Raw genomic sequence first — 22,103 nt, forward strand, 5'->3', positions numbered from 1 at the left:
TTTCAACCTCTTCTTATATTCTATTCATCTTGAGAATATAGTCTCAGTCAGTTCTTGGATTGTTTTGCACTCATCAATCTCGGGATTGTTAATTTTTATCACCTTATTTCTCGTATTAAAATAAAGTGCTCCCCAACCTGCATTAATCGCTCCACATACGTCCAGTTCCCATGAGTCTCCAACAAATAATTTCCGATCTTTTTCTGCTTTCAATCTTTGTTCAGCACATTGAAAAATTTTAGCTTCTGGTTTAACCACTCCAACTTCATCTGAAATAATGATTGAATCCATTGAAAACCACTTAAATAATTTCAAGCGATCAATCTTTCGTTTTTGTGTATCTACACGCCCATTTGAAATAATCCCCAGTTTCGTACCATATGCCTTTAATTCATCAAGTAAATGCTCTATCCCTGGAAAGAGTAATACGTGCTCATCAACTAACTTATAAAAACTATTTTGAAACGAGTCGGCACTCTCATTTGAGATTTCAACACCAAATTGTAATAAAGAATCGACTAATCTTTTTCTTTGATAATCACGCTTAGATAAGCTTTCATTTTCTACCTTGTGCCAATATCTATCACAATAAGACTTGTAAACAGGAAACCATTCCTCTGGAGTTGGGAATGATGTATCTTTCCAGTGCTTCTTTAAAAAGAGGGCATAGTTAGTGCGCATCCCTGATTCAAATGCACGTTCATAATCACATAATGTATTATCTAAATCAAAACAAATACAGTCCCACTTCACTTTTTCTCATTCCCTTATTTTCCTATGTAATACGTAAAGGCTTACTATTTAAATCATTAAAAGCCATACTGTATTCATTTCTCATTCTCCTTATTGTATAACCAATTAAGAAGTAAAACAAAAGAAAAAGACGTATTCACACTAGCAAATACGTCTTTCCCCATTACTTAATTAATACTTAAACATTTGTCTCATGAACAACCCTCGTAACCAAGGCATTCTCATTAATGAGGAGACAGCAAATCGGCGAATTAATGTCATGCGAAGAACTGCGTTTAAGATTGAATAACGAAACTGAATAAGTAAAAACATCATTATAAACATGAACAGTACACGTACAAAGGAATTTCGCATCATCCATTCCCTCCTTACACATACTTTGAGTTATTCAAGGCCATTTTATCCAAAAAAATCACAGTTTCACTAACATGCAAAAGAGATACTAAACTTTATAAGAATCTTACTGTAATTAAGTCACTGTGTAAAAATATTCTTATTGCTCAGGTTCACTTCATTAAACTACTTTCTTCGCAATCCCAATGTTCAAATAACCGAGTAAGATAGCAATAATAGGTGATGCATATAAGAAAACTGCATACGGTAAATAATCCAACACTGCTACTCCAAGTGCTTCTGAAAAGAATGCTCCACTTACTCCCCATGGAATGAGTGGGTTAATAAGTGTACCAGCATCTTCTAGCGTACGAGATAAGTTTTTCGGATCCAAAGAAAACTTATCATACATATCAGAAAAGGTTTGACCTGGTAACAAAATTGATAAATATTGTTCACCTGTTAATAAGTTGACTCCAAGTGATGCCGCTACGGTTGATGCGATTACGTCACCTTGTCGCCTTATCATCTTAGAAATGCCTTTAATAAGCGTTTGGAGCATACCGAGATGATGAATCAAACCGCCAAGAGCCAATGCAATAATAATTAGTGAAATTGACCCCATCATTGACTGTAATCCACCACGAGTTACGATCCCATCAACAATTTCATTACCACTTTCTAGAACAAAACCTTTCTGCATAACATTCATCCATGATTGGACAGTGACATTTGCCTGTGTAAGATGAGCAAGTATTACACCCGAACCAATTCCAGCAATTAATGTTGGTATCGTAGGAAAACGACGAAACGCAAGAATCATAACAAGAAGTGGTGAAAGTAACGTAACCTCTGTTAAGTTAAAATGCTGACTAAGAATAATCTGAGCTTGTTTAAGGTTTTCCCATTCAACAGTACCTACATTACCTTCACGCATGATTAAGAAAAAAATGATTGTTACAATAAAGCTTGGTATCGTCGTCCAAAGCATATGACGAATATGCGAGAACAAGTCAACACCCACAATACCTGGTGCAAAATTCGTCGTATCGGATAAAGGAGACATTTTATCTCCAAATAAAGCACCTGAAACGATTGCACCTGCTGCCAAGCCTGGATTCACACCAAGCCCGCTTGCGATCCCCATTAATGCTACACCTACTGTACCAACTGTTGTAAACGAACTTCCAGTGAAAGTAGAAACGAGAACTGTCACAAACAACGCGCTAATTGTAAACCACTCTGGGTTTATCCATTTAAAACCTAAATGTAATAAAGTAGGAACTGCCCCACTCTGCATCCACACACCAATTACGATCCCAATGAGACCAAGTATGAACAGCGGCTTAATTCCAACAGTTACACCATTTACAAGCCCTTTTTCAATCTCATTCCACTTGAAACCAAACCCTCTCGCAGCCACCGCTAAAAAGACAATCGATAATAGAAGTGGCATATGGGGATGTACACCTAATTCAAAAATACCATAAAAAATAATAGATAAAAGTGCAGCGAACAACCCTATTGTCTGAAAAAATGAAATTTGTTTCTCCATTAAAAATATCCCCCATACTCTTTCTTGCATTTACGCTTTTATGCTTCGTTCCATTAAAGTTTATTACTTTACAATAATTATTGTATTGAAAACTTCATCCTAAAGTCAATTTTTCAGAAATTGACAACTATTCAAAATAAAACAAACTCCCAACTATAATTGCTGGGAGTTTGACACTTTAACATATATTAACATTTATTCAGGGTATTATCCAAAAATTGGAGCCATTGTTTTCTTCAACACTTCTGCTGAATGCTTAAATTGTTCTTTTTCTTTTTCATTTAAGTTAATTTCGATTACTTCACGAAGACCATTACGGTTAACAACTGCTGGTACACCCACGTATACGTCATTTTGACCATATTCACCTTCTAAATATGCAGACACGGTTAAGATTGAGTTTTCATTATTAAGGACTGCTTTCGTTAGTCGAACCATACCCATAGCAATACCGTAATATGTCGCACCTTTACGATTGATAATATGATATGCAGCGTCACGAACATTTACAAAAATATCATCTAAGTCCTCATTCTTATACTGTTCATTCTCTTCAACCAATTCACAAACAGAACGTCCACCTACTTTTGCTAAACTCCAAACCGGAAGTTCAGTATCACCATGTTCACCTATTACATAAGCATGCACATTTCGCGTATCAATTTCAAAATATTGACCAGTTAAGAAGCGTAAACGAGCTGTATCAAGAATCGTTCCAGAACCGATTACTCGCTCTTTCGGAAGACCAGAATACTTCCAAGTTGCATATGTCATAATATCAACTGGATTAGTAGCAACAAGGAAAATGCCATCAAAACCACTTTCCATAACCGATGTTACGATTGTTTTGAAGATTGCTGCATTTTTTTCTACTAAGTCTAAGCGAGTTTCACCTGGCTTTTGATTTGCACCTGCTGTAATGACAACAAGGTCAGCATCTTTACAATCTTCATAAGTACCGCTCCAAATTTTCATAGAAGAAGGTGCAAATGCTAGACCATGATTTAAGTCCATTGCATCTCCGCAAGCTTTTTCTTCGTTTGCATCGATTAAAACTAACTCTTCAACGATCCCTTGATTTAATAACGCAAAAGCATAACTTGAACCTACAAATCCTGTACCAATTAACGCTACTCTATTTACACGGTTATTCATTTTTATCACCCTTTTGATATGTTGTTTATCTTTATATCCACATTGTACACTATTTCACAAACTTTCAAAGTGGCTGTAAGCGTTTTAGTTCTTTCGAAATTGTGACAATTTCAATTTTTTCATATAACAGGTCGAATATTCCATGTAAATCATAGTTTATTCACTAATACAGCTAGTTAAGAAAAAATGAAATAGGCAACAGTAGCAGGGATTACTCCTGAAATAAAGTTCACAACTTCATTATTTACATAACGTATTCCAGCTATTCTCTTTGTTCCTAAACTACAATGAATTGGTTTCTCTGTTTCAGTTCCACAAACGGTACATTTGTAGTGAACCTGTATTCCTGCTCCAATAAGTGTATCGATTATACTGCCACAAAAGCCAAGTAATATAAGAGGTATAAAGTGATGTATTATAGCTGACTCACTTACAAACAATGCCACAATCACGACAAAACTTGAACCAGCCAATGATGCAAACAAACCAAGAATGCTAACTGCTCCAGATGTTCCACGTTCTACCCTCCGCAATTTTAGTAAATGAAAAGGCTCCCTCCTACTTAATACACCAATTTCTGATGCCCATGTATCTGCATTCGCTGCAGCTAATCCGACGACAAATGAGTAATAAAATACTTCATTACCTGTAATTAAACCTAGCAATGCGGAAAATGCAGCAACTCCACCATTTGCTAATACTTGAGTCCAATCTCTTCTATCTGATTTCGCATTCTTATCTTGTGCTTTTTCCTTTTTATTAGCCTTATATTTACTCCATATACTTGAGGAAGCAAAGAAAGACCCAATAATAATCAACCCTTCTACTCCATAACCCATTAAGATCAATAATCCAATTAATGATGCCGCTATCAATCCAGAAATTGTTAACAATCGAAATTGCCACCCTAGTATTGGAACAAGAATGATAAAAAAGACTCCCAAAAGCTCACTCAAATTGTTGTACTCCTTTATTTGTAATGAGAAAATCCACATTCAAATCATACTTCTCAGTTGGTATGTATGATAAGACTTGAAAATCAAATGCTAATGCTACTGTATGATTACGAAAACCTTCTAAGTAACGATCGAAATAGCCGCCTCCAAAGCCAAGCCTATATCCACTTTGATCAAAGCACAATCCAGGTACGATTAATAAATCAATTTCATTTTTTTCAATACGTAAAGTCTTCTCAGGGATTGGTTCATACAATCCTGCATAAGATTGTTCAAGATCTGATTCACTTTCGATTTGGCGAAAATCCATTTTACGTTGAGAGGGAATACACTTAGGTGTAGCAACCTGCTTATCTTGTTTCCACGCTTGTTCCATTATTATGCGAGTATTTACTTCTCTTGGCATCGGCACGGTTAAACCGATAGTCTTTGCTTCAAGCCAAACTGATTGCTCATATAATAAGTTAGCAATTTGTTCAGACCACTGTTCATATGTATGTTGATTAACTTGTTTTAAACGTATTTTCATTTTGTCTCGAAATCTCTTTTTCTCATCCACAGTTTCACCTCATTAAATAGAATTTTGTTATTTGATATTTTAAGAACACAGCTCAAGCTCGTCATCACAATTGTATTCTACTACGCTACTTGAATTCTTTTAACTTTCTATATCACGCTATTGAGAAATTGTGCATGATGATTAAAATTCACTCATCCTATCCCACTTGGTCAGGCGAATTTCATCGTAAAAATTCATCTCTTAAGTTTTACTAATATGTAATCGAACAATATTGATGCAATCGAAAGGCATAATAAATGGCACTAATGAATCCAACGATTAAACCCTCACCGACTAATAAATAAGCTTGATAACAGCGGAAAAAATAGTTTAAAAATCGCTTTCGTGATTTTGGGTTTGTAACCTTTCTTATTTTGAACCGAGTGAAGGAACATAACGCAAAGAAACGTAATGAATAAGGATATAAGTATAATTTCAATATTTATATAATTCCCCCAATATTTGTTCAAGGTGCAAATGGATAAAACATAAAAGCAACAGCAAGTAACATTGATAAAACACTGAAGCAATAAAAGAGTGAAAATAATGATCCTAGAATGATGAACATCCATTTCGAAGTACCATCAGATTCACTTGCTTTTTGATAAAATCGATAGTCGATTAATATTAATAACAATGCTGCTCCAATAAGGTAAAACGGAATAACCCAATCTCCTAATTTTACCTGACCATCATTTGCTATCCACTCTTTTTCACTCAATTTAAAATAACTAGTTCGGAACCTAACTACCAATGAACCTGTTATAAAAATAATCGCTATTGAAGTATAGATTGTGCCAAACCACACCTTTACTCTTTTCGAAGTACCTGTCAACAATACAAAAACGAAAATGATAAAAAATACGGCAAAAAACTCAACGAACATGATAGCACTCCTTAAACTGTTATTATAATGAGCAATTATAGCTCATTTCAAAATTAATCATGCTTCAGGCGAAATATGACCAACTTCTTTAAAAACATGCTTCACACGATTAAATAGAAAGATTAAGTAAATATGAAATAGCCAAGCAATTATAACTAAAGCAACTAATAAGAATAACCACTCATCAAAAATAACAAATCTAGCGAGTAATCCAAAAGAAACAACTGTTTGCACAATGAGATAAGTCTTTTTGAATTTTTCTAACCGTTCAGTTACATCCGATTTTCCTTTTAATAATTCAGCAAATCCACTTAATAAGTTCACACCAATAAACATGATGAGCAGTTGACTAAGGCCAGTTATCACTGTAAATATAAACGTAACACTTGCAGACATATTATTATGTTCATAATATGCTTGAGGAAATATTTCTGGTAAAGATAAAAAGACGACGATCACAGCAGCTCGCTTAGCGAATGTAAAGCTTCGAATATTAGGTAATTTAGCGATAGCAAACGCAACCATGATCCAACCTATACTATCGAACACAATGTTAAAACCATTGATTCTGAAATCAAAAATTGTAATCACATAACCCCATATTAGAAGTGTGAATGGGTAATTCAAGGTTGTTCACCTCGCTCTTTCAATAATTCCTGCATCGACTCTTTTGAAAATCTAGGTGTGTCCTGAATTAAATTAACTTCCTTTATATACTTTTTATCAGCCTCTACAAGCACACTTACCGGGAAGTCATATGCAATGAACTTATCTTGTTCCATTAATTGTGCTATGACTGTAAGATAATCTCCTTCATCTAACATTAGCGGAGCATTTTTTATCGAAACAGGATGAAATGGAGCGTTCCCACTTTCTAATTGTTCATCCTCTATTTCATAGTCTAACAAATCACCATTGATTTTAATGTCATAATTAGCCTGTATTTGTTTTAGAAACGGTACATATGCATGATGTACAATTAATTCTTTATTGGCATATTGTTTACTTTCAGTTAATCCCCTATTACTACTCACCGTAGAGACAAAGTGAAACAAATCATTACCTTCATCTTGTTTTTCTTTCATATATATATGACCTATTTTTGTTACATATCTCGATCCATCAGACATAGTTACCTGTAATTCTTCCAGATCAATTCCATTGTCAAAGTCTTTTCTATACCGATGTGGAGTAATGAGCAATTCGTGAACTGTATACCTTCCTTCGTTATACAATTCCTGTTCACTCACAATATTGAACTCTATCCCTTTTTCCGTTGAACTATCCGAAATTGAAGTGATCTGAGGGTTATCATTTAGGTTTGTTACATAATAAAGATATATATAAGCATTTCTTATATCTTTTTCTTCTCTATAAATATAATGATCAGCGAATAACGGTTGATCTAGCTTTGAATGCTCTGTGTAAACTGTTAAGCTAATCACGATTATCGTATAGAATGCAATCATTATAAGCAGTGTTTTCAACTTCATATTAATTACCTCCCTTCTTTTAAACTACTAAAAATGATAATATATGTAAATGCTCAACCCGAACTCAATCAATTTTTTAGAACACAAAAAACACCACATTCCTTTTATTAATAAGGATTGCGGTGTTCTCTCGTCACGATTATTTTGTTTCTTTATGCACTGTGTGACGTTGGCAGCGCGGGCAATATTTTTTAAGCTCTAAACGATCTGGGTTCGTACGCTTATTTTTAGTCGTAATGTAGTTGCGATCGCTGCTCTCTGTGCAAGCTAATGTAATATTTACACGCATGTCGTATCCCTCCATCAAACAAAATCATTCTAATCATAGGTGGTCATTGACTTAGTTGTCCGACCTGTTACAATCATACTTTTATATAATAGCAAATATGGAGGAGACAATCAAGATAATATTTAAGTCTTATAGAAGGAGTTAATATATCCATTAATTAAAAATATACGTTGCAGGAGAACAGTTTGGGGATACTTTTATTAGTTCTAATTGACACAAACTAACCTTTTAAATTAATATTTATAGTTTTTAACAAGATTGGGGTTCAATAGAACTTGATGGGGGCGTTTCAAACTGATTAGCATGTTGATTAATTTCTAGCATAGAATAAAACGAATCTAAACAACTTAATTCTCCATAATATGAAAATAATTCATCTTCTGATAATGCTGATATCATTTTAAAATAAAAAGTTTCACGCGCATCAGGCAATAATGTTCCATTTAAACAGAGAGTACTATCCACTCTTCCACTTGCAAGTGGCTGCCAGCAATTTGCCGCATCGTTTGTTTTGAGTTTCTGATATGAAGGACGTGCATCATTAGACAGCGCATATCTAATGCTTTTATCAGCAACTTCTCCTTCTACTGTAAAAAGAAAATATACTCCATCAATGTAATGAATGAAGCTTTGTTCACATGGACTATAGAATGCAACTTGGTCATCAGATTGCTCTTTAAAATTTTGATGAAACCATAGCTCAAATGATTCCAATGACTCATTAGAATTATGAACATCAACTTTACGAACAAATGCAGGCAATTTCGGATGAATCAAATCATTCATCTCATACGATATATTTTTGGATGCTCCATAATGGAGAATACCGCTTACAGAATTAAAATGCTTCTCGAAAGTCTGTACATTTTTAACCAATCCGTCATTAGATACTAAACAACTTATAAGTTGATTTGTCACATTTCTCATCTTATTACACCCTTTGATATTGATTTATTTTTTCGTTCACATAATCGATAAATATTAACGGTATCTTCATATCTGAATAGATAATTACTAACTGTTTCGACTCCAAATACGTTATATATATCCAACCATGGGGCTCAAATTTTATTGAAATAGCATCTTCATAACGAACTACTTCAAAATTACCTTCTACAATTAATTTATTTTTCACATTTTCCCACGCAGAAAGATAGCAAGGTTTCTCATAGATAAAAAAGCGTTTATCTAGTTTCATCCGATGTAATGAAAAAAGTTGGGAACTTCTTTCCATACGATGATATTTACCAATTTTCTCTATAGGCAAGTGATTAAAGGATCGATGAGTGATAGCACGTTCTAATTCATATTGTGCTTTACTATTAATTGGCTCTCCATTTTGGTCGAAACAACTAATAAAAACATCTTCTCCTCTCATTTGAAAGAAAACGCCACATTTACTTCTCTTACGTGATGCTATAGCAATACAAAAAATTGGAATTTGGATACCTCGTACTTCTAAAACATTATTTCCGCCACTTCGTACAGTATTGATAAAAATTTCTTTTAATAATTCAGAATAACTATGACCATCTGCACCAACAACAATCTCATCTCCGAGTTGTAAAATGTCGTTATATGCACATGATAATGCTACGATTAGTTCGGGTTTAATTGTAACGTTAGCCTTCCCACTAATAGAGTGACTGGAAAATAAAGCGGCTGGTTGATGCCCTCCCCAATACAATGTACGACCTAATACACAGTCATTATGGATATTTTTAAGAGGCCAAACCTTTACACCTGGTTTTATGATGACATTTCTTCCAACTGTATTTGAAGAACCGATAATACTGTCCTCAAAAACAGAAACATTATCAATAAGAACATTCTTCTCAGCAATAATTGCACCTCTTAATTCCGAGTTTCTTCCGATATAACTGTTATGCCAAATAATACATCTTTTCACCGAGGCATTAGGTTGAACTTCTGTTCGATGGCCAATAACTGAAAACGGCTCAATCCTTGCACCAGTTCGAATGATTGCACTGCTTCCTATATAAACTGGACCTTCAATATCCGCTCCTTCTTCAATCCAAACGTCTTCGCCTTTCCAAATTTGCTTTTGTTCATTCCACTTTCCTAACACATTAACATTTACTTTTTTTAATAGAATATCTTCATGTACTTGGCGATATTGAATGACATCACCGATGTCTATCCAATATTCACTAAATTCATAAGCAAATATCTTTTCTTCACTTTTTAGTAACTTAGGAATAAGATCCCGACTAATATCTTTGGTATTATTATCATCTAAATATTTTAAAATTTCAGAATTAAAGATATACATGCCTGTATTAACAAGTGCGTTTTCTCTTTTCATGTCTCTCGGTTTTTCCTCAAAGCTAGTAATAATTTGATTGTCTCCAACTGTTAACACACCATATTCTTCTGGGTTTGCCACTTCTTTCGCAAAAATAGTCGCAATTCCTCCATGGGCCCTATGAAAACGAAATGCATTTTTTAAGTCAACATCAGTAACTACGTCGCCACTCATTACAAAAAATGTATCCTCACAAAACGATTTTGCATAACGAATTGCTCCTGCTGTTCCTTGCGGAGATTCTTCTTCGAAGTATTCAACAGCTAGCCCATACTCTTCCCCATCCTGAAAATACTCTTTAATAGCTGTTGCATTGTGCTCTACCGTTAATGCAATCTTATCTATACCATTATGCAACAACGTTTCCACTAAATAGTGTAATACAGGCTTTTCCAAAATCGGTAGCATCGGTTTCGACAAATGGCAGGTCAACGGACGAAGGCGAGTACCTTTCCCCCCTGCTAACACTATTGCTTTCATATGATAGGCACCCTTTCCTCCCGTTCTTTTTTATTGGTGCCTGATTCCGTACACCTTATTTTATAGTATGTTTATACATATAAGGATACCATTTTAGCTTACCTTTTCACAATAAGTGGAAATTGTCGAATGTTGATTATCTTGATTAGAATAGCTTTTTAGACTATAAAAATATTTTTTAACAAAATATTATACTACATTTATATGAAAGATCGTCTATTTTATTCTTTTTACGACAAAAATTATAAACAGTGGAATTTGTCATTTATGCAAAATTTGAGGAAAAAGAAATTTCTGTGAAACTTAATTTATAGTAAACTAAAGATAACCGATTTTCACATAAAATAATTAGTATAACCATATTCATCCCTGAGTGTCATTATCTATCAATGGAATTATAATTGACTACTATCTTAATAATATGTCATTAATTGAAGATTCAATTGATCAGGAAATCAAATAATTTGGAGTGAATGCATGATGTTCGAATGGATTGTTATTTCTTTGTTTCTAGTTGCTATTACTTTGTTATGTGTTTCTTTCTTTAAGCAAGACAAAATATCTGACCTTGAAAAGCAACTTGAGCAAATTCAAATGACGATGATAAAGGAAAATTATCAACTAAAGAAGAAAATGAAAGTATTAGAAGAAGAGTTTATCCTACACGACGAACCATTAAAAACTGTGTCTACAACATCAGAGCAACCTATTGCTACAAAAAATGTTACGACTATGTCTGATCATGAGAAAATTTCATACTTGTATGAATCAGGATTAAATTATGAACAAATTTCATCTCAACTTAATCTGCCTTATGATCAAATCAAATTAATATTAGAAAGTATGAATAAACGAGGGAGGTACTCATGAGTCGAAATACGATAAGAGCATTTGCATTTGGAATGATTACAGCAGCAACTATCCTTACAATCGTATATTTTGTAGATTCAAAACAACTTAGTCCTACTGCTGAATTAACAATTACTGAAGAGAATGTAAACGAGTATTTAACAGCAAATAACAAGGTTCAACTTACAAAAGAGGAATATGACATATTGTTAAAAACAAAGGAACAACTAGCAACACATGAACAACAGAATACAAACAATGAATTAATCACAGATAATGAGATTAAGGGGTCTGAAACTAAAGAAGAACAGGAGGATGTCTATTCGTTCACTTACATTATACACGAAGGTACGAGTAGTACGGAAGTATCGAAAATACTAGAAGAAAATAAAATTATTGATAACGCTGATGACTTCAATAAGTTTTTAATGAGAAATGGTTTAGCAGGCTCAATTCAAGTTGGTACATACGAAATCACTAAAGGAATGAGCTATGAAACAATCAGTGAGCTACTAACAAAGTAAATCTATATTTCAAGACCCGCCTTCCTAAGTTTACGACCTCAAGATGTTGGTTCTGAAACTAATGCAGAAAAAGAGCAGATGAACTAAATCTGCTCTTCTTTCATTAATCATTGATTCAAATCAAACCGAATTCCCTTTACAAGATAGACAACCTCTTCAGAGATATTTGTGGTATGATCAGCAATACGTTCAATATATCTCCCAACAAATAGCAATTGTGTAATTTGATTCATTTCATTTGGATATTGATTCGAATATTCCATGTAGCCAGGAATAATGTTGGCATATAAGTTATCAATTTCATCATCAACAGCTGCTACACTTCTAGCAATCATCACATCCTCTTCTATATATGCCTGTAAAGCTCGTGATAACATTGGTTTTACCTTCTCAATCATCATGTACAAAGGTTCTAAGGGAATATGATGGGGCTCCTTACCTATACGGATTGAAGCCTTTGCTATATTAACCGCAAGATCTGCAATACGTTCAACTTCTGCTGAAATTTTCAAAGCAGTTATAATTCGTCTAAGGTCAATAGCAACTGGAGATTGTCTAGCGATTAAAATTATCGCTAGATTATTAATCTCCTCCTCCAATTTGTCAGCTATAACATCGTCATTTATAACTTTAAGAGCAGTCTGGATGTCTTTATTTAATAGCGCATGTAAGGCTTTTTCAATAGCAATTTCTGCATTACTCCCTAACTCTAAAATCAATTCCTTTAGCGTCTTCAATTTTAAATCAAACTGCTCTCTTACTCTCAAATTAATCTTCCCCTTTAGACCTTTTAACCGAAACGGCCTGTAATGTAATCTTCTGTACGTTTGTCAGAAGGATTAGAGAAAAGACGATCTGTTTGATCAAATTCAACAATTTCACCATTTAAGAAAAATGCTGTTTTATCGGAAATACGTGCAGCTTGTTGCATATTGTGCGTTACGATAACAATACTATAGTCTTTCTTTAACTCTTGTACTAGTTCTTCAACTTTCAATGTTGAGATTGGATCTAGCGCTGATGTAGGTTCATCCATTAAAATCACGTCTGGTTCAATTGCTAAACAACGTGCAATACAAATACGTTGTTGCTGTCCACCTGATAAGCCATATGCATTTTCTGATAGTCTATCCTTCACTTCATCCCAAATCGCGGCGCCACGTAAGCTTTTTTCAACAATTTGATCTAAAATCTTTTTATCTCGAATTCCATGAATGCGAGGTCCATAAGCAATGTTATCGTATATCGATTTAGGAAATGGATTTGGTTTTTGAAAGACCATTCCAACCTTCGTACGCAACTCTTCAACTCGATATGATTTATCAAAGATATTTCTATCACGATAGAAAATTTCACCTGAAGTACGTACGACAGGTATCATTTCTACCATACGATTTAATGTTTTGATAAACGTTGATTTTCCACAACCTGATGGTCCGATAATTGCTGTAACTTGCTTCTCAGAAATTTCAATATCATTATTTATTAACGCTTGGTCATCCCCATACCATAAATTTAACCCTTTAACTGTGAATACATTTTCGACTTTGTCTGTATTTGTTTGCACATGTTCTTTTATTGCACTTGCCATTTTCATAATAAAAAGCCTCCCTCATCTAAATAACCCTTCTATTCAAACTCCCTAGAAATTGTCTATAAATAAAATTCAATATTCAAATTAGTCTTAATTCACTATATACACGTTCTTGATCATTCAAGCCCCTTCTAACAAAACACTTTAATAGCGCTTTTGGAATTTATTACGGATAAATACTGCAACTGAATTCATAATAATAAGCATCAATAAAAGCACGATGATTCCACCAGCCGCTACATAATGGAACTCTTCTTGCGGTCTACTCGTCCAGTTAAAAATTTGAATTGGCATAACCGTAAAACCACTTAAATAGTTTTCTGGTAAGTAAGCAACAAATGTTAACGCCCCAATCATAACAAGTGGAGCTGTTTCCCCAATTGCTCGAGATAAAGCTAAGATCGCTCCAGTTAATATACCAGGAATTGCAGCAGGTAAGACAACTTGACGAATTGTTTGCCATTTTGTTGCACCCATACCAAATGAAGCTTCACGCATTTCTCTTGGAACTGATCGAATCGCTTCTTGTGACGCAACTACAATAATTGGTAAGATTAACAAACTCATCGTTAAACCACCTGCTAATATACTTCTACCAAGACCGAAAGTACGTACAAAGATTGTTAAACCAAGCAATCCAAAAACAATCGATGGTACACCCGCTAAATTTTGAATGTTCGTTTGAATAAACGCAGTAAAACGAGATTTTTTTGCATATTCTTCAAGATAAAGGGCTGTTCCAACACCGAGAATAATTGAAACAGGCGCAACAACAGACATCATCCACAAACTTCCAACTAAAGCAGCCTTTATTCCCGCCTTATCAGCATGACGTGATGCAAAGTTTGTGAAAAAAGATAAATCAATATAACCTAATCCTTGAGTCAATACCCGATAGATTAATGTAGCAAGTACTATTAAACCGAAAGAAGTTGCAGCTACAAAAATATATTTATATATACTATTTTTTGCTAATCGTTTTGTAGTGTTTGTTTTTACTGCTTGTTGATTAATGAGTTTCATAATTAGTATTCCTCCCTAAAGCGGCGAGAGATGTATTGTGCTAGCATGTTCATTACAAGCGTAAACACAAACAATGTCATTCCTACTGCATAAATACTATAATAGATCGTTGTACCATATCCCGCGTCACCTAAGCTTACTTGTACAATATAAGCTGTTAACGTTTGAATTGATTCTGTTACATCTAATGTCATCTTAGGACTTGCACCACCAGCAACAGTAACAATCATTGTTTCCCCAATAGCACGTGATACAGCAAGTACAAATGAAGCAATTACCCCAGATAACGCAGCAGGTAAAACAACTTTTACCGCTGTTTCAAATCGAGTAGCCCCTAACCCATATGCTCCTTCACGAATTGCATTTGGTACAGAACTCATTGCATCCTCTGATAATGATGCAACCATCGGGATAATCATAACTCCAACAACAATACCTGGACTTAAAGCATTATAGATAGATAGATCAGGAATGATTTGTTTTAATAACGGCGTTACAAATGTCAAAGCAAAATATCCATAAACAATCGTCGGAACTCCAGCAAGTACTTCTAAGATCGGTTTGATCGTTCGACGTGTCTTATCGGTAGCATATTCACTCAAGAAAATGGCTGAACCTAATCCAACTGGAATCGCTACAATCATCGCAATTACTGTCACTAATAAAGTTCCACTAATTAAAGGTAAAATCCCATAATCCGGATCATTCTCGTAAAAAGGATACCATTCAGTACTTGTTAAAAATTCAACAATTGATACACTATTAAAAAATGTAAATGTTTCAAATAGTAATGTGAAAATAATTCCAATAGTTGTTAATATCGAAATACTAGCACAAGCAAAAAGAAATACAGGGACTGCTTTCTCTATAAAATTCGCACCTGAACGTTTTGCTTTCTTTTCTTCTATCAACCTATTAACAGAAAAGTCTTCTGCAACCTCCTGCTTTTGCTTTGGCAATACCATTTTGAAAACCCCTTTCAAAATTCACATAACGAAGTGAGAAGCATAAGTATACTTCCCACTTCAGCATTCATCTAACTTAGTTTACTTACCAGCTTTTTCTTTAATTAAGTTTAGTTGTTCTTGGTAGTCTGAATCTGGTAAAGCTACATAACCAACTTCTTCAGCCAATGCACCTGAATTGTTGAGAGTATATGTCACATAATCATATACGTGTGTTTTTTCTTCAAGAGACTTCACATTAACGTATGTGAATAATGGACGTGATAGTGGAGCATATTCTCCATTTTGAATCGTATCACCATCAGGAGTAACAGCACCTTCTCCATTATCAATTGCAACAACATTTAACTTATCTTTATTTTCAAGGTAATAAGCATAGCCAAAAAATCCAATTGCTCCTTTTTCTCCCGCGATTCCTTGTACTAGTACATTATCATCTTCGGAAAGTTGTGTATCACGACGAATTGGCTCATCTTCTAGAATTACTTCATTCCAGTAGTCATAAGTACCTGAGTCAGTTCCAGGACTGAAAAACTTAATTTCTTCTTCTGGCCATTCTGGACGAATATCCTTCCAAGTCTTAACTTCGCTTCCTTCTTTCCACATTTGCTTTAATTCATCAACAGTTAGGTCAGTTCCCCAATCGTTGTCCGAACTAACAACTACAGAAAGACCATCGAAAGCAAGCTTTAATTCTACAAAATCAATACCATTTTCTTCAGCAAGCGTTTTTTCTTTATCTTTAATAGGGCGTGAAGCATTACTTAAGTCAGTTTCACCAACTACGAAACGTTTGAATCCACCACCAGAACCTGAAACGGCTACAGGAGCTTTAACCTTTGGTTGTTCAGCTACATACTCTTCAGAAACAGCTTCCATGATTGGAAATACAGTCGAAGAACCGTCAATAGCAACTTCTCCCTCTAGTTGTTCTGATCCTTCAGCTTGTTGCTCAGCACTTTCATGATTAGTATCATTATTTCCTTCTGCTGGCGTGCTTGATTGATCTCCTCCACATGCTGCAGCTACAATCATGATTGCAGCCAACAATAGCATTAGTGCAGTCTTTTTCATTTCTAATTCCCCCTACTATTTTTTAAAAGATTAGTTAGTTTTATATTTTCTAACTAATAGGACTTTAATAGCTTTTATTCTTATCGCTTGCCCTGATTAGTATATTACTTCCTTTCTTTTAAACTGGTTTTAATACAGTGTTAAGCTTTTGTAAACGAATTTATAGAATATTCAAATAAAATAACTTTGCAATTGTAACGAACGTATCTATCGAATATTACAACAGAACATGCAATAGATTTTTCATAATTTACACAATTCCTATAGTTATCTTGCTAAAAACATTCACAAACTCAAAATAGAAGAACAAGGAAATCAATAAGCTCCTAATCAGCCCTTCATACTATTACTAAAGCAAAAAAACCGTCGTGAAATATCACGACGGTTTTTTTGCTATTATCATTCTGATTGTTCTGTTTCTGTTGATTGTTGTTCTTGTTGTTCATCTTGTTCTACTTCTTCATTATTTGTACCTTCAAAACGTTGTTGCTTCAACTCAAAATACGCATCAAGAATCCGACTTCCGATATTCTTATTAATTGTATCTTCATCATAAACATATGGCACAACGACTGCAAATGCAACCTCAGGTTGATCATATGGTGCATAACCTACAAGTGTTAAATTATATGTTTGTTTCTTACCACGAAGTTCTTCTACCATACCTTGATATATTGATTGAGCTGTACCCGTTTTCCCAGCAGGTTTATACGGTTTATCGCCAAATTGAACGTATCCTGTTCCACCTGGTTCTTGCATCACTTGACGAAAACCTTCTTTTACTCTATCAATTTCATCATTGCTCATCGAAACTCGATTTAAAATATTTTTCTCAAATTCATAGAGAACATTTCCAACTTCATCTTCTTTGATCGCAGGTTCTCTAATTTCTTTTAATAAATGTGGCTGAACACGATAACCACCGTTTGCGATAGTTGAAATATATTGAGCAATTTGGATCGGTGTATACGTATCGAATTGACCAATAGCAAGGTCCATTAAATTACCGATTTGACGAGATCGTCCTACATAACCAGTTAATTCTCCAGGCAAGTCAATACCTGTCTGTACACCTAAACCAAATTGGCTAAATGAATTTCGCATCGTTTCAAATGCCTCTGGATTATTGAATGGCGCACTTTGATTCGGTTGATAATTATACCCACCCATCATCATTGCAATTCGGAACATATAAACGTTGGATGACATTTTAAGTGCAGATAAGTCATTGATCCAACCCATATTTTTATAAGAAGATTTCTCTGGTGTATTTATAATCTTAATCGGCGTATCAAAGAGACGTTCTCCTTGATTTATGACACCTTGATCATATGCAGTTAGTACTGTTGCACCCTTAACAGTAGAACCCATTTCATAACTACCCATAATTGTCTGAAGAGCATAATCTTGAAACTCATATTGTCCTTCTTCATTCTTTGTATATAACTTTCCTGCGAGTGACAGCACTTCACCAGTATATGGGTCCATCATCACAACAAATGCGGACTCAAGTAATTGATTTTTAACAGGGTATTTTTGCTTTGATTTGATTATCTCTTCTTGTATGATTTCTTCTACTCGTTGTGTAAGTTCTACATCAAACGTTAAGATTAAATCTCGACCTCTTTGTCCCTCTGTTACAATATTTGATTCAATTAAAGCCCCTGATGCGTCTGTGACATTTACAATTTTCTCTTTTTGCCCTCTCAACACATCTTCATATTGTAACTCCAAATAACTTCTTCCTATCCGATCGTTCAAGCTATATCCGCGTGATAGGTAATATTCAATGGATTCAGCAGGTAGACCTTGTTCGGATGATGAAACATTTCCTAATATTGTTCTAAACGTACCTTCATAATTGTATTTGCGATCCCAATCTGTCGTCGTATTCACACCTGGCAGTTCTTCTAGATGTTCACTAACAACAGCGTATTCTTTTTGACTAACTTCTTTTTTTACATATTGTGGTGTTAAATCATATCCTTTATTCATTTCACGAAAGATAGCCAAGACTTCCATTTCATCTTCTGGTATGCTGTCAAGTTCTTGTTGTGTAATTCTGTCAAGCTGAAGTTGATATAACTCAGGATCTGATAACTCATCAAATTCTTTATCTGTTAATTTCTCTCTTGCTTCATCTGGGTGCATCATGATCCAATAGTCTTTCATATCACGTATTTGAACCTGTTCAGTATCCTTCTCAATATACTGTGCAAGACGCGTTGCGATTTCAAGTACATCCTTTTGAGAAGTACCTTTCATTCGTGTGTACGTAATTGTATTAAGCGGTTCATTATCAACAATAACATTATAGTTACGATCAAACATCTTTCCTCTAGGCACTGGCGTATTAACGACGATATTTTCAGTGCGCTCGATTTCATTTTTATACGTCTCACCGTTTACGATTTGAACAATACCAAGTCGTAAAATAATAGCAGAGAAGATGAGAAATACGATAAAGAAAAGGACATTTAATCGAAATGGTACATGTGATTTATCTTTTTTCTTTTTGTTCTGTTTCACACTACCCTTCCTCTCCTCATTAAATCCCATAAATATTATATAATAAAGAAAGAAGCATTGACTAGCGACAATAGGTTAATTTTTGAATTTGTACAATCTTGCATGTATGTAAATCACCCTTTAATAAGACATAAAAGAAACGGATAATTAGACGGTTGATCCGCCCTCTTCATCCGCAAGTTCCTTCTTAATAAACTTTCTCCCATTTATGAGCTCTTTCTCTTCTTTTTCCCCAAAATGAATGTGTCGTACAAATACTGATATGAGCAAATGCCCTATTCCAATAATTATTAAAACTACAGGAATTGCGATTTTTTCATTAAAAAAGGTAATTGCAAATATAAAACTAAGAATCGATGTGATTCTACCTAGATTCAAGTAAAGCTCTCTTACTACAATATATTCTATACGCATTTCCGCAGCACGCCAAGCCCTACCGATTACATCAAACGTGAGCGAAAGATACGGTACAAGTAATATTGGATATGCAATTGCAATAACGATTGCATATATGATTAGACGAGTGAAAGATAGCTGAAATGTTACAAGAAATACAGCAGCATATAACATGATTCCACCTATTAAGATTGCTTTTTTCCGATGTCTAGGTTTGATAAATCTTGTTGCTAAAAAATAAAATACAAAAGCGACACCTGAGTTAATCAGACCAAATGTTCCTAACGCAAGTTCACTATTTGTTGTTACAAAAACCCATACAGATATAACAAACAAAAATGTACCTTCACGTAAACCTTGTACAAAATGTGCTTTCAATATATTGTTCCAATTTTCATCGTTTTTCCGTTCAAACAGAATTCTCCTAAATGAAAAATTCCCTTTCGCAGGTCTTCTTTCTAAAAAGAAACTTAAAATAACCGCACCGATAAAAAGGCCTAAAGATATACTAAAAATCACAGTATACCCTGTAAACTTCTCTAAACTAGAAATAATATATCCAGCTAAGAAAGGACCAATCATTCCTGCAAATGATGTTAATAAGCCTAAGAATCCATTGAAGAAATCACGTGTATCCGGTTCAGTAATTTCAAATGTAAGCACATTATACGCAAGCCAATAAAATCCATAACCTATTCCGAGTAACCCACCTAACGTTAACAAGTAACTTGATGCATTTTCACCAACCATTAAAACCATCAAATAGAATGCGGATAAACATGTAACACCTACTCGTAATACAATAACCCTATCCATGCTTTTGGCCCATCGTCCTGCCAGAATAAATGTCAGCGGCTGCATAATTACAATCGCCAAATTGTATAAGGCAATATCACGATATTGTCCAGATTGCTTCCATAAGTATACGTTCACAAATGTGTTAGACAATGCGATACTTAATGAATACAGCCCTCCAACGAGTAACAATAAAATTAAATCTCTATTCACATCAATCTTCCCAGTGAAAAAACGTAAAGCTTTGTTCATGGCAGACTCCCCTTTTAATGCTATTTTTAGTCTGCCGTTTGAAGGAACTTTTATTCAAAGATTAGATACTAAACATAATCTTCTTCGTACATTCATTGAGTAATTTGTTTCAAATAATTAATACAAAAAAATCATTCAAGTGGTAATTTTCAATTAAAGAACAACAAAAAACCGAAAGCGATTCTCTCCGCCTTCGGTTGAAAGTCAATTAAACATTATTTTGTTGCGTTAAAACGATTTGCAACTTCATCCCAATTTACTACATTCCAGAATGCATTAATATAATCAGGACGACGGTTTTGATAGTTAAGGTAATACGCATGCTCCCAAACATCAAGTCCAAGAATCGGTGTTTTACCATCCATTAGTGGCGTATCTTGATTTGGTGTACTAGTTACTTCTAATTCACCGTTGTTAACAACTAACCAAGCCCAACCAGAACCGAAACGTCCAGCTGCTGCTGCTGCAAATTCTTCTTTGAACTTTTCAAGACTACCAAATTTAGCATTAATCTTTTCTGCTAATTCACCTGTAGGCTCTCCACCACCATTTGGCCCAAGAATAGTCCAGAACAAACTATGGTTCGCGTGACCACCACCATTGTTTCGCACCGCTGTCTTAACACCTTCTGGTAACTCATTAAAATTAGACATTAAATCTTCAATGCTTTTACCTAATAAATCAGCATGTCCTTCAAGTGCTGCGTTTAATTTTGTTACATATGTGTTGTGGTGCTTCGTATGATGAATCTCCATTGTCTGCGCATCAATGTGAGGTTCTAATGAACTGTACTCATAAGGTAATTTCGGTAATTCAAATGCCATAATAAATTAATTCCTCCTTAAATAATAGTAGTATGTAGATGATAACGTGTGCTATGAAACAACATAAACATGAATGTTTCAAAAGTTCTTACAATACATACTCTAGCAAATGGCTGTATCAAATTCAATTATTCTGCTCAATTTCTAGAAGCTTCATTATTATATGATAATAAAAATAGATTATTCCTTTTATCCACTCTATATAATGTCTCACAACAACAGCTATTTTCTTAAACATAACGATAGATTGTTGAGAAAAATATGTAAAAAATATAAAATTGAGCATAAAAAAACCGCCTTCTTCATTTAGGCAGTGTCATCAATTGCTATTAGAACTCTTCTTAACATAAACGATAATATACAATTTATGTTATAATGATTTATTAAATGATGGTAGTTATTTTTGGTTGCGGGGGCAGGATTTGAACCTACGACCTTCGGGTTATGAGCCCGACGAGCTACCAGACTGCTCCACCCCGCGATAGTAAAAATT

Annotated in this window: 22 protein-coding genes and 1 tRNA gene; 2 read left to right on the forward strand and 21 right to left on the reverse strand. The window is 34.4% G+C overall.

Annotation, left to right across the window (positions count from 1 at the left end; translation table 11 throughout):
- Positions 1 to 24: 24 nt before the first annotated feature.
- From BFG57_RS08605 to BFG57_RS08655, 12 genes are all read right to left on the reverse strand, one after another.
- A complete protein-coding gene (locus BFG57_RS08605; RefSeq protein WP_069717079.1) occupies positions 25 to 753 on the reverse strand; it encodes an HAD family hydrolase in 729 nt (242 codons plus the stop codon).
- 171 nt (positions 754 to 924) lie between these two features.
- Positions 925 to 1,110 (reverse strand): hypothetical protein, encoded by a 186-nt coding sequence (locus BFG57_RS08610; RefSeq protein WP_069717080.1) that lies wholly within the window; start codon positions 1,108 to 1,110, stop codon positions 925 to 927.
- Positions 1,111 to 1,267: 157 nt separating this feature from the next.
- Positions 1,268 to 2,641 (reverse strand): Na+/H+ antiporter NhaC, encoded by a 1,374-nt coding sequence (gene nhaC / locus BFG57_RS08615; RefSeq protein ID WP_069717081.1) that lies wholly within the window; start codon positions 2,639 to 2,641, stop codon positions 1,268 to 1,270.
- A gap of 207 nt (positions 2,642 to 2,848) precedes the next feature.
- Complete coding sequence (locus BFG57_RS08620; RefSeq protein WP_069717082.1) at positions 2,849 to 3,796, reverse strand: L-lactate dehydrogenase; 948 nt, start codon at positions 3,794 to 3,796, stop codon at positions 2,849 to 2,851.
- 176 nt (positions 3,797 to 3,972) lie between these two features.
- Positions 3,973 to 4,752, reverse strand: coding sequence for a DUF92 domain-containing protein (locus tag BFG57_RS08625; protein ID WP_175428303.1), 780 nt, complete (start codon positions 4,750 to 4,752; stop codon positions 3,973 to 3,975).
- The gene (locus BFG57_RS08630) at positions 4,745 to 5,311 is read right to left on the reverse strand and encodes a 5-formyltetrahydrofolate cyclo-ligase (RefSeq protein WP_083249145.1); all 567 of its coding nucleotides are present in this window, start codon (positions 5,309 to 5,311) and stop codon (positions 4,745 to 4,747) included. Before BFG57_RS08630 ends, BFG57_RS08625 begins: the two co-directional genes overlap by 8 nt.
- A 466-nt stretch (positions 5,312 to 5,777) precedes the next feature.
- On the reverse strand, positions 5,778 to 6,197 hold the full coding sequence (locus BFG57_RS08635) for a hypothetical protein (RefSeq protein WP_069717084.1): 420 nt from the start codon (positions 6,195 to 6,197) through the stop codon (positions 5,778 to 5,780).
- Between the two features lie 57 nt (positions 6,198 to 6,254).
- The gene (locus BFG57_RS08640) at positions 6,255 to 6,824 is read right to left on the reverse strand and encodes a hypothetical protein (RefSeq protein WP_069717085.1); all 570 of its coding nucleotides are present in this window, start codon (positions 6,822 to 6,824) and stop codon (positions 6,255 to 6,257) included.
- Positions 6,821 to 7,690 carry a hypothetical protein gene (locus BFG57_RS08645; RefSeq protein WP_069717086.1) on the reverse strand — a complete coding sequence of 290 codons (870 nt, stop codon included), beginning with the start codon at positions 7,688 to 7,690 and terminating at the stop codon, positions 6,821 to 6,823. Before BFG57_RS08645 ends, BFG57_RS08640 begins: the two co-directional genes overlap by 4 nt.
- Before the next feature lie 139 nt (positions 7,691 to 7,829).
- Positions 7,830 to 7,979 carry a 50S ribosomal protein L33 gene (gene rpmG / locus BFG57_RS18345; RefSeq protein ID WP_083249146.1) on the reverse strand — a complete coding sequence of 50 codons (150 nt, stop codon included), beginning with the start codon at positions 7,977 to 7,979 and terminating at the stop codon, positions 7,830 to 7,832.
- A gap of 249 nt (positions 7,980 to 8,228) precedes the next feature.
- Entirely contained in the window at positions 8,229 to 8,906 is a 678-nt protein-coding gene (locus BFG57_RS08650; RefSeq protein WP_069717087.1) for a hypothetical protein, read from the reverse strand.
- A 4-nt stretch (positions 8,907 to 8,910) separates the two neighbouring features.
- Entirely contained in the window at positions 8,911 to 10,785 is a 1,875-nt protein-coding gene (locus BFG57_RS08655; RefSeq protein ID WP_069717088.1) for a sugar phosphate nucleotidyltransferase, read from the reverse strand.
- 480 nt (positions 10,786 to 11,265) lie between these two features.
- On the opposite strand from BFG57_RS08655, the gene BFG57_RS08660 reads away from it, so the two are divergent.
- A complete protein-coding gene (locus tag BFG57_RS08660) occupies positions 11,266 to 11,655 on the forward strand; it encodes a hypothetical protein (protein WP_139125097.1) in 390 nt (129 codons plus the stop codon).
- Positions 11,652 to 12,158 (forward strand): endolytic transglycosylase MltG, encoded by a 507-nt coding sequence (locus BFG57_RS08665; RefSeq protein WP_069717090.1) that lies wholly within the window; start codon positions 11,652 to 11,654, stop codon positions 12,156 to 12,158. Before BFG57_RS08660 ends, BFG57_RS08665 begins: the two co-directional genes overlap by 4 nt.
- Positions 12,159 to 12,265: 107 nt before the next feature.
- On the opposite strand, the gene phoU is transcribed toward BFG57_RS08665, so the two are convergent.
- The 9 genes from phoU to BFG57_RS08710 form a co-directional block, all read right to left on the reverse strand.
- On the reverse strand, positions 12,266 to 12,925 hold the full coding sequence (phoU, locus tag BFG57_RS08670) for a phosphate signaling complex protein PhoU (RefSeq protein ID WP_069717091.1): 660 nt from the start codon (positions 12,923 to 12,925) through the stop codon (positions 12,266 to 12,268).
- 23 nt (positions 12,926 to 12,948) lie between these two features.
- The gene (gene pstB / locus BFG57_RS08675) at positions 12,949 to 13,755 is read right to left on the reverse strand and encodes a phosphate ABC transporter ATP-binding protein PstB (RefSeq protein WP_069717092.1); all 807 of its coding nucleotides are present in this window, start codon (positions 13,753 to 13,755) and stop codon (positions 12,949 to 12,951) included.
- Between the two features lie 141 nt (positions 13,756 to 13,896).
- On the reverse strand, positions 13,897 to 14,775 hold the full coding sequence (gene pstA, locus BFG57_RS08680) for a phosphate ABC transporter permease PstA (RefSeq protein ID WP_069717093.1): 879 nt from the start codon (positions 14,773 to 14,775) through the stop codon (positions 13,897 to 13,899).
- 2 nt (positions 14,776 to 14,777) lie between these two features.
- Positions 14,778 to 15,740, reverse strand: a complete 963-nt coding sequence (gene pstC / locus BFG57_RS08685) for a phosphate ABC transporter permease subunit PstC (protein WP_069717094.1) — start codon at positions 15,738 to 15,740, stop codon at positions 14,778 to 14,780.
- 81 nt (positions 15,741 to 15,821) lie between these two features.
- On the reverse strand, positions 15,822 to 16,814 hold the full coding sequence (locus BFG57_RS08690) for a PstS family phosphate ABC transporter substrate-binding protein (RefSeq protein WP_069717095.1): 993 nt from the start codon (positions 16,812 to 16,814) through the stop codon (positions 15,822 to 15,824).
- A 399-nt stretch (positions 16,815 to 17,213) separates the two neighbouring features.
- Complete coding sequence (locus BFG57_RS08695; protein WP_425388488.1) at positions 17,214 to 19,343, reverse strand: peptidoglycan D,D-transpeptidase FtsI family protein; 2,130 nt, start codon at positions 19,341 to 19,343, stop codon at positions 17,214 to 17,216.
- A gap of 147 nt (positions 19,344 to 19,490) precedes the next feature.
- On the reverse strand, positions 19,491 to 20,786 hold the full coding sequence (locus tag BFG57_RS08700) for an MFS transporter (RefSeq protein ID WP_069717097.1): 1,296 nt from the start codon (positions 20,784 to 20,786) through the stop codon (positions 19,491 to 19,493).
- Between the two features lie 215 nt (positions 20,787 to 21,001).
- Positions 21,002 to 21,610, reverse strand: coding sequence for a superoxide dismutase (locus BFG57_RS08705; protein ID WP_069717098.1), 609 nt, complete (start codon positions 21,608 to 21,610; stop codon positions 21,002 to 21,004).
- Between the two features lie 404 nt (positions 21,611 to 22,014).
- A tRNA-Met gene (locus tag BFG57_RS08710) sits at positions 22,015 to 22,091 on the reverse strand.
- Positions 22,092 to 22,103: the final 12 nt, after the last annotated feature.

The organism is Bacillus solimangrovi, assembly GCF_001742425.1.
Classification (GTDB): Bacteria; Bacillota; Bacilli; order Bacillales; family Bacillaceae_N; genus Bacillus_AV; species Bacillus_AV solimangrovi.

Bases quoted from the DNA above. Each gene is read 5' to 3' on its own strand.
- pstB (WP_069717092.1), bottom strand. From the start codon at position 13,755: ATGAAAATGGCAAGTGCAATAAAAGAACATGTGCAAACAAATACAGAC.
- BFG57_RS08690 (WP_069717095.1), bottom strand. From the start codon at position 16,814: ATGAAAAAGACTGCACTAATGCTATTGTTGGCTGCAATCATGATTGTA.
- BFG57_RS08655 (WP_069717088.1), bottom strand. From the start codon at position 10,785: ATGAAAGCAATAGTGTTAGCAGGGGGGAAAGGTACTCGCCTTCGTCCG.
- BFG57_RS08620 (WP_069717082.1), bottom strand. From the start codon at position 3,796: ATGAATAACCGTGTAAATAGAGTAGCGTTAATTGGTACAGGATTTGTA.
- BFG57_RS08660 (WP_139125097.1), top strand. From the start codon at position 11,266: ATGTTCGAATGGATTGTTATTTCTTTGTTTCTAGTTGCTATTACTTTG.
- BFG57_RS08650 (WP_069717087.1), bottom strand. From the start codon at position 8,906: ATGAGAAATGTGACAAATCAACTTATAAGTTGTTTAGTATCTAATGAC.
- pstC (WP_069717094.1), bottom strand. From the start codon at position 15,740: ATGGTATTGCCAAAGCAAAAGCAGGAGGTTGCAGAAGACTTTTCTGTT.
- BFG57_RS08705 (WP_069717098.1), bottom strand. From the start codon at position 21,610: ATGGCATTTGAATTACCGAAATTACCTTATGAGTACAGTTCATTAGAA.
- BFG57_RS08665 (WP_069717090.1), top strand. From the start codon at position 11,652: ATGAGTCGAAATACGATAAGAGCATTTGCATTTGGAATGATTACAGCA.
- BFG57_RS08700 (WP_069717097.1), bottom strand. From the start codon at position 20,786: ATGAACAAAGCTTTACGTTTTTTCACTGGGAAGATTGATGTGAATAGA.
- BFG57_RS08610 (WP_069717080.1), bottom strand. From the start codon at position 1,110: ATGATGCGAAATTCCTTTGTACGTGTACTGTTCATGTTTATAATGATG.
- pstA (WP_069717093.1), bottom strand. From the start codon at position 14,775: ATGAAACTCATTAATCAACAAGCAGTAAAAACAAACACTACAAAACGA.
- BFG57_RS08645 (WP_069717086.1), bottom strand. From the start codon at position 7,690: ATGAAGTTGAAAACACTGCTTATAATGATTGCATTCTATACGATAATC.
- nhaC (WP_069717081.1), bottom strand. From the start codon at position 2,641: ATGGAGAAACAAATTTCATTTTTTCAGACAATAGGGTTGTTCGCTGCA.
- rpmG (WP_083249146.1), bottom strand. From the start codon at position 7,979: ATGCGTGTAAATATTACATTAGCTTGCACAGAGAGCAGCGATCGCAAC.
- BFG57_RS08635 (WP_069717084.1), bottom strand. From the start codon at position 6,197: ATGTTCGTTGAGTTTTTTGCCGTATTTTTTATCATTTTCGTTTTTGTA.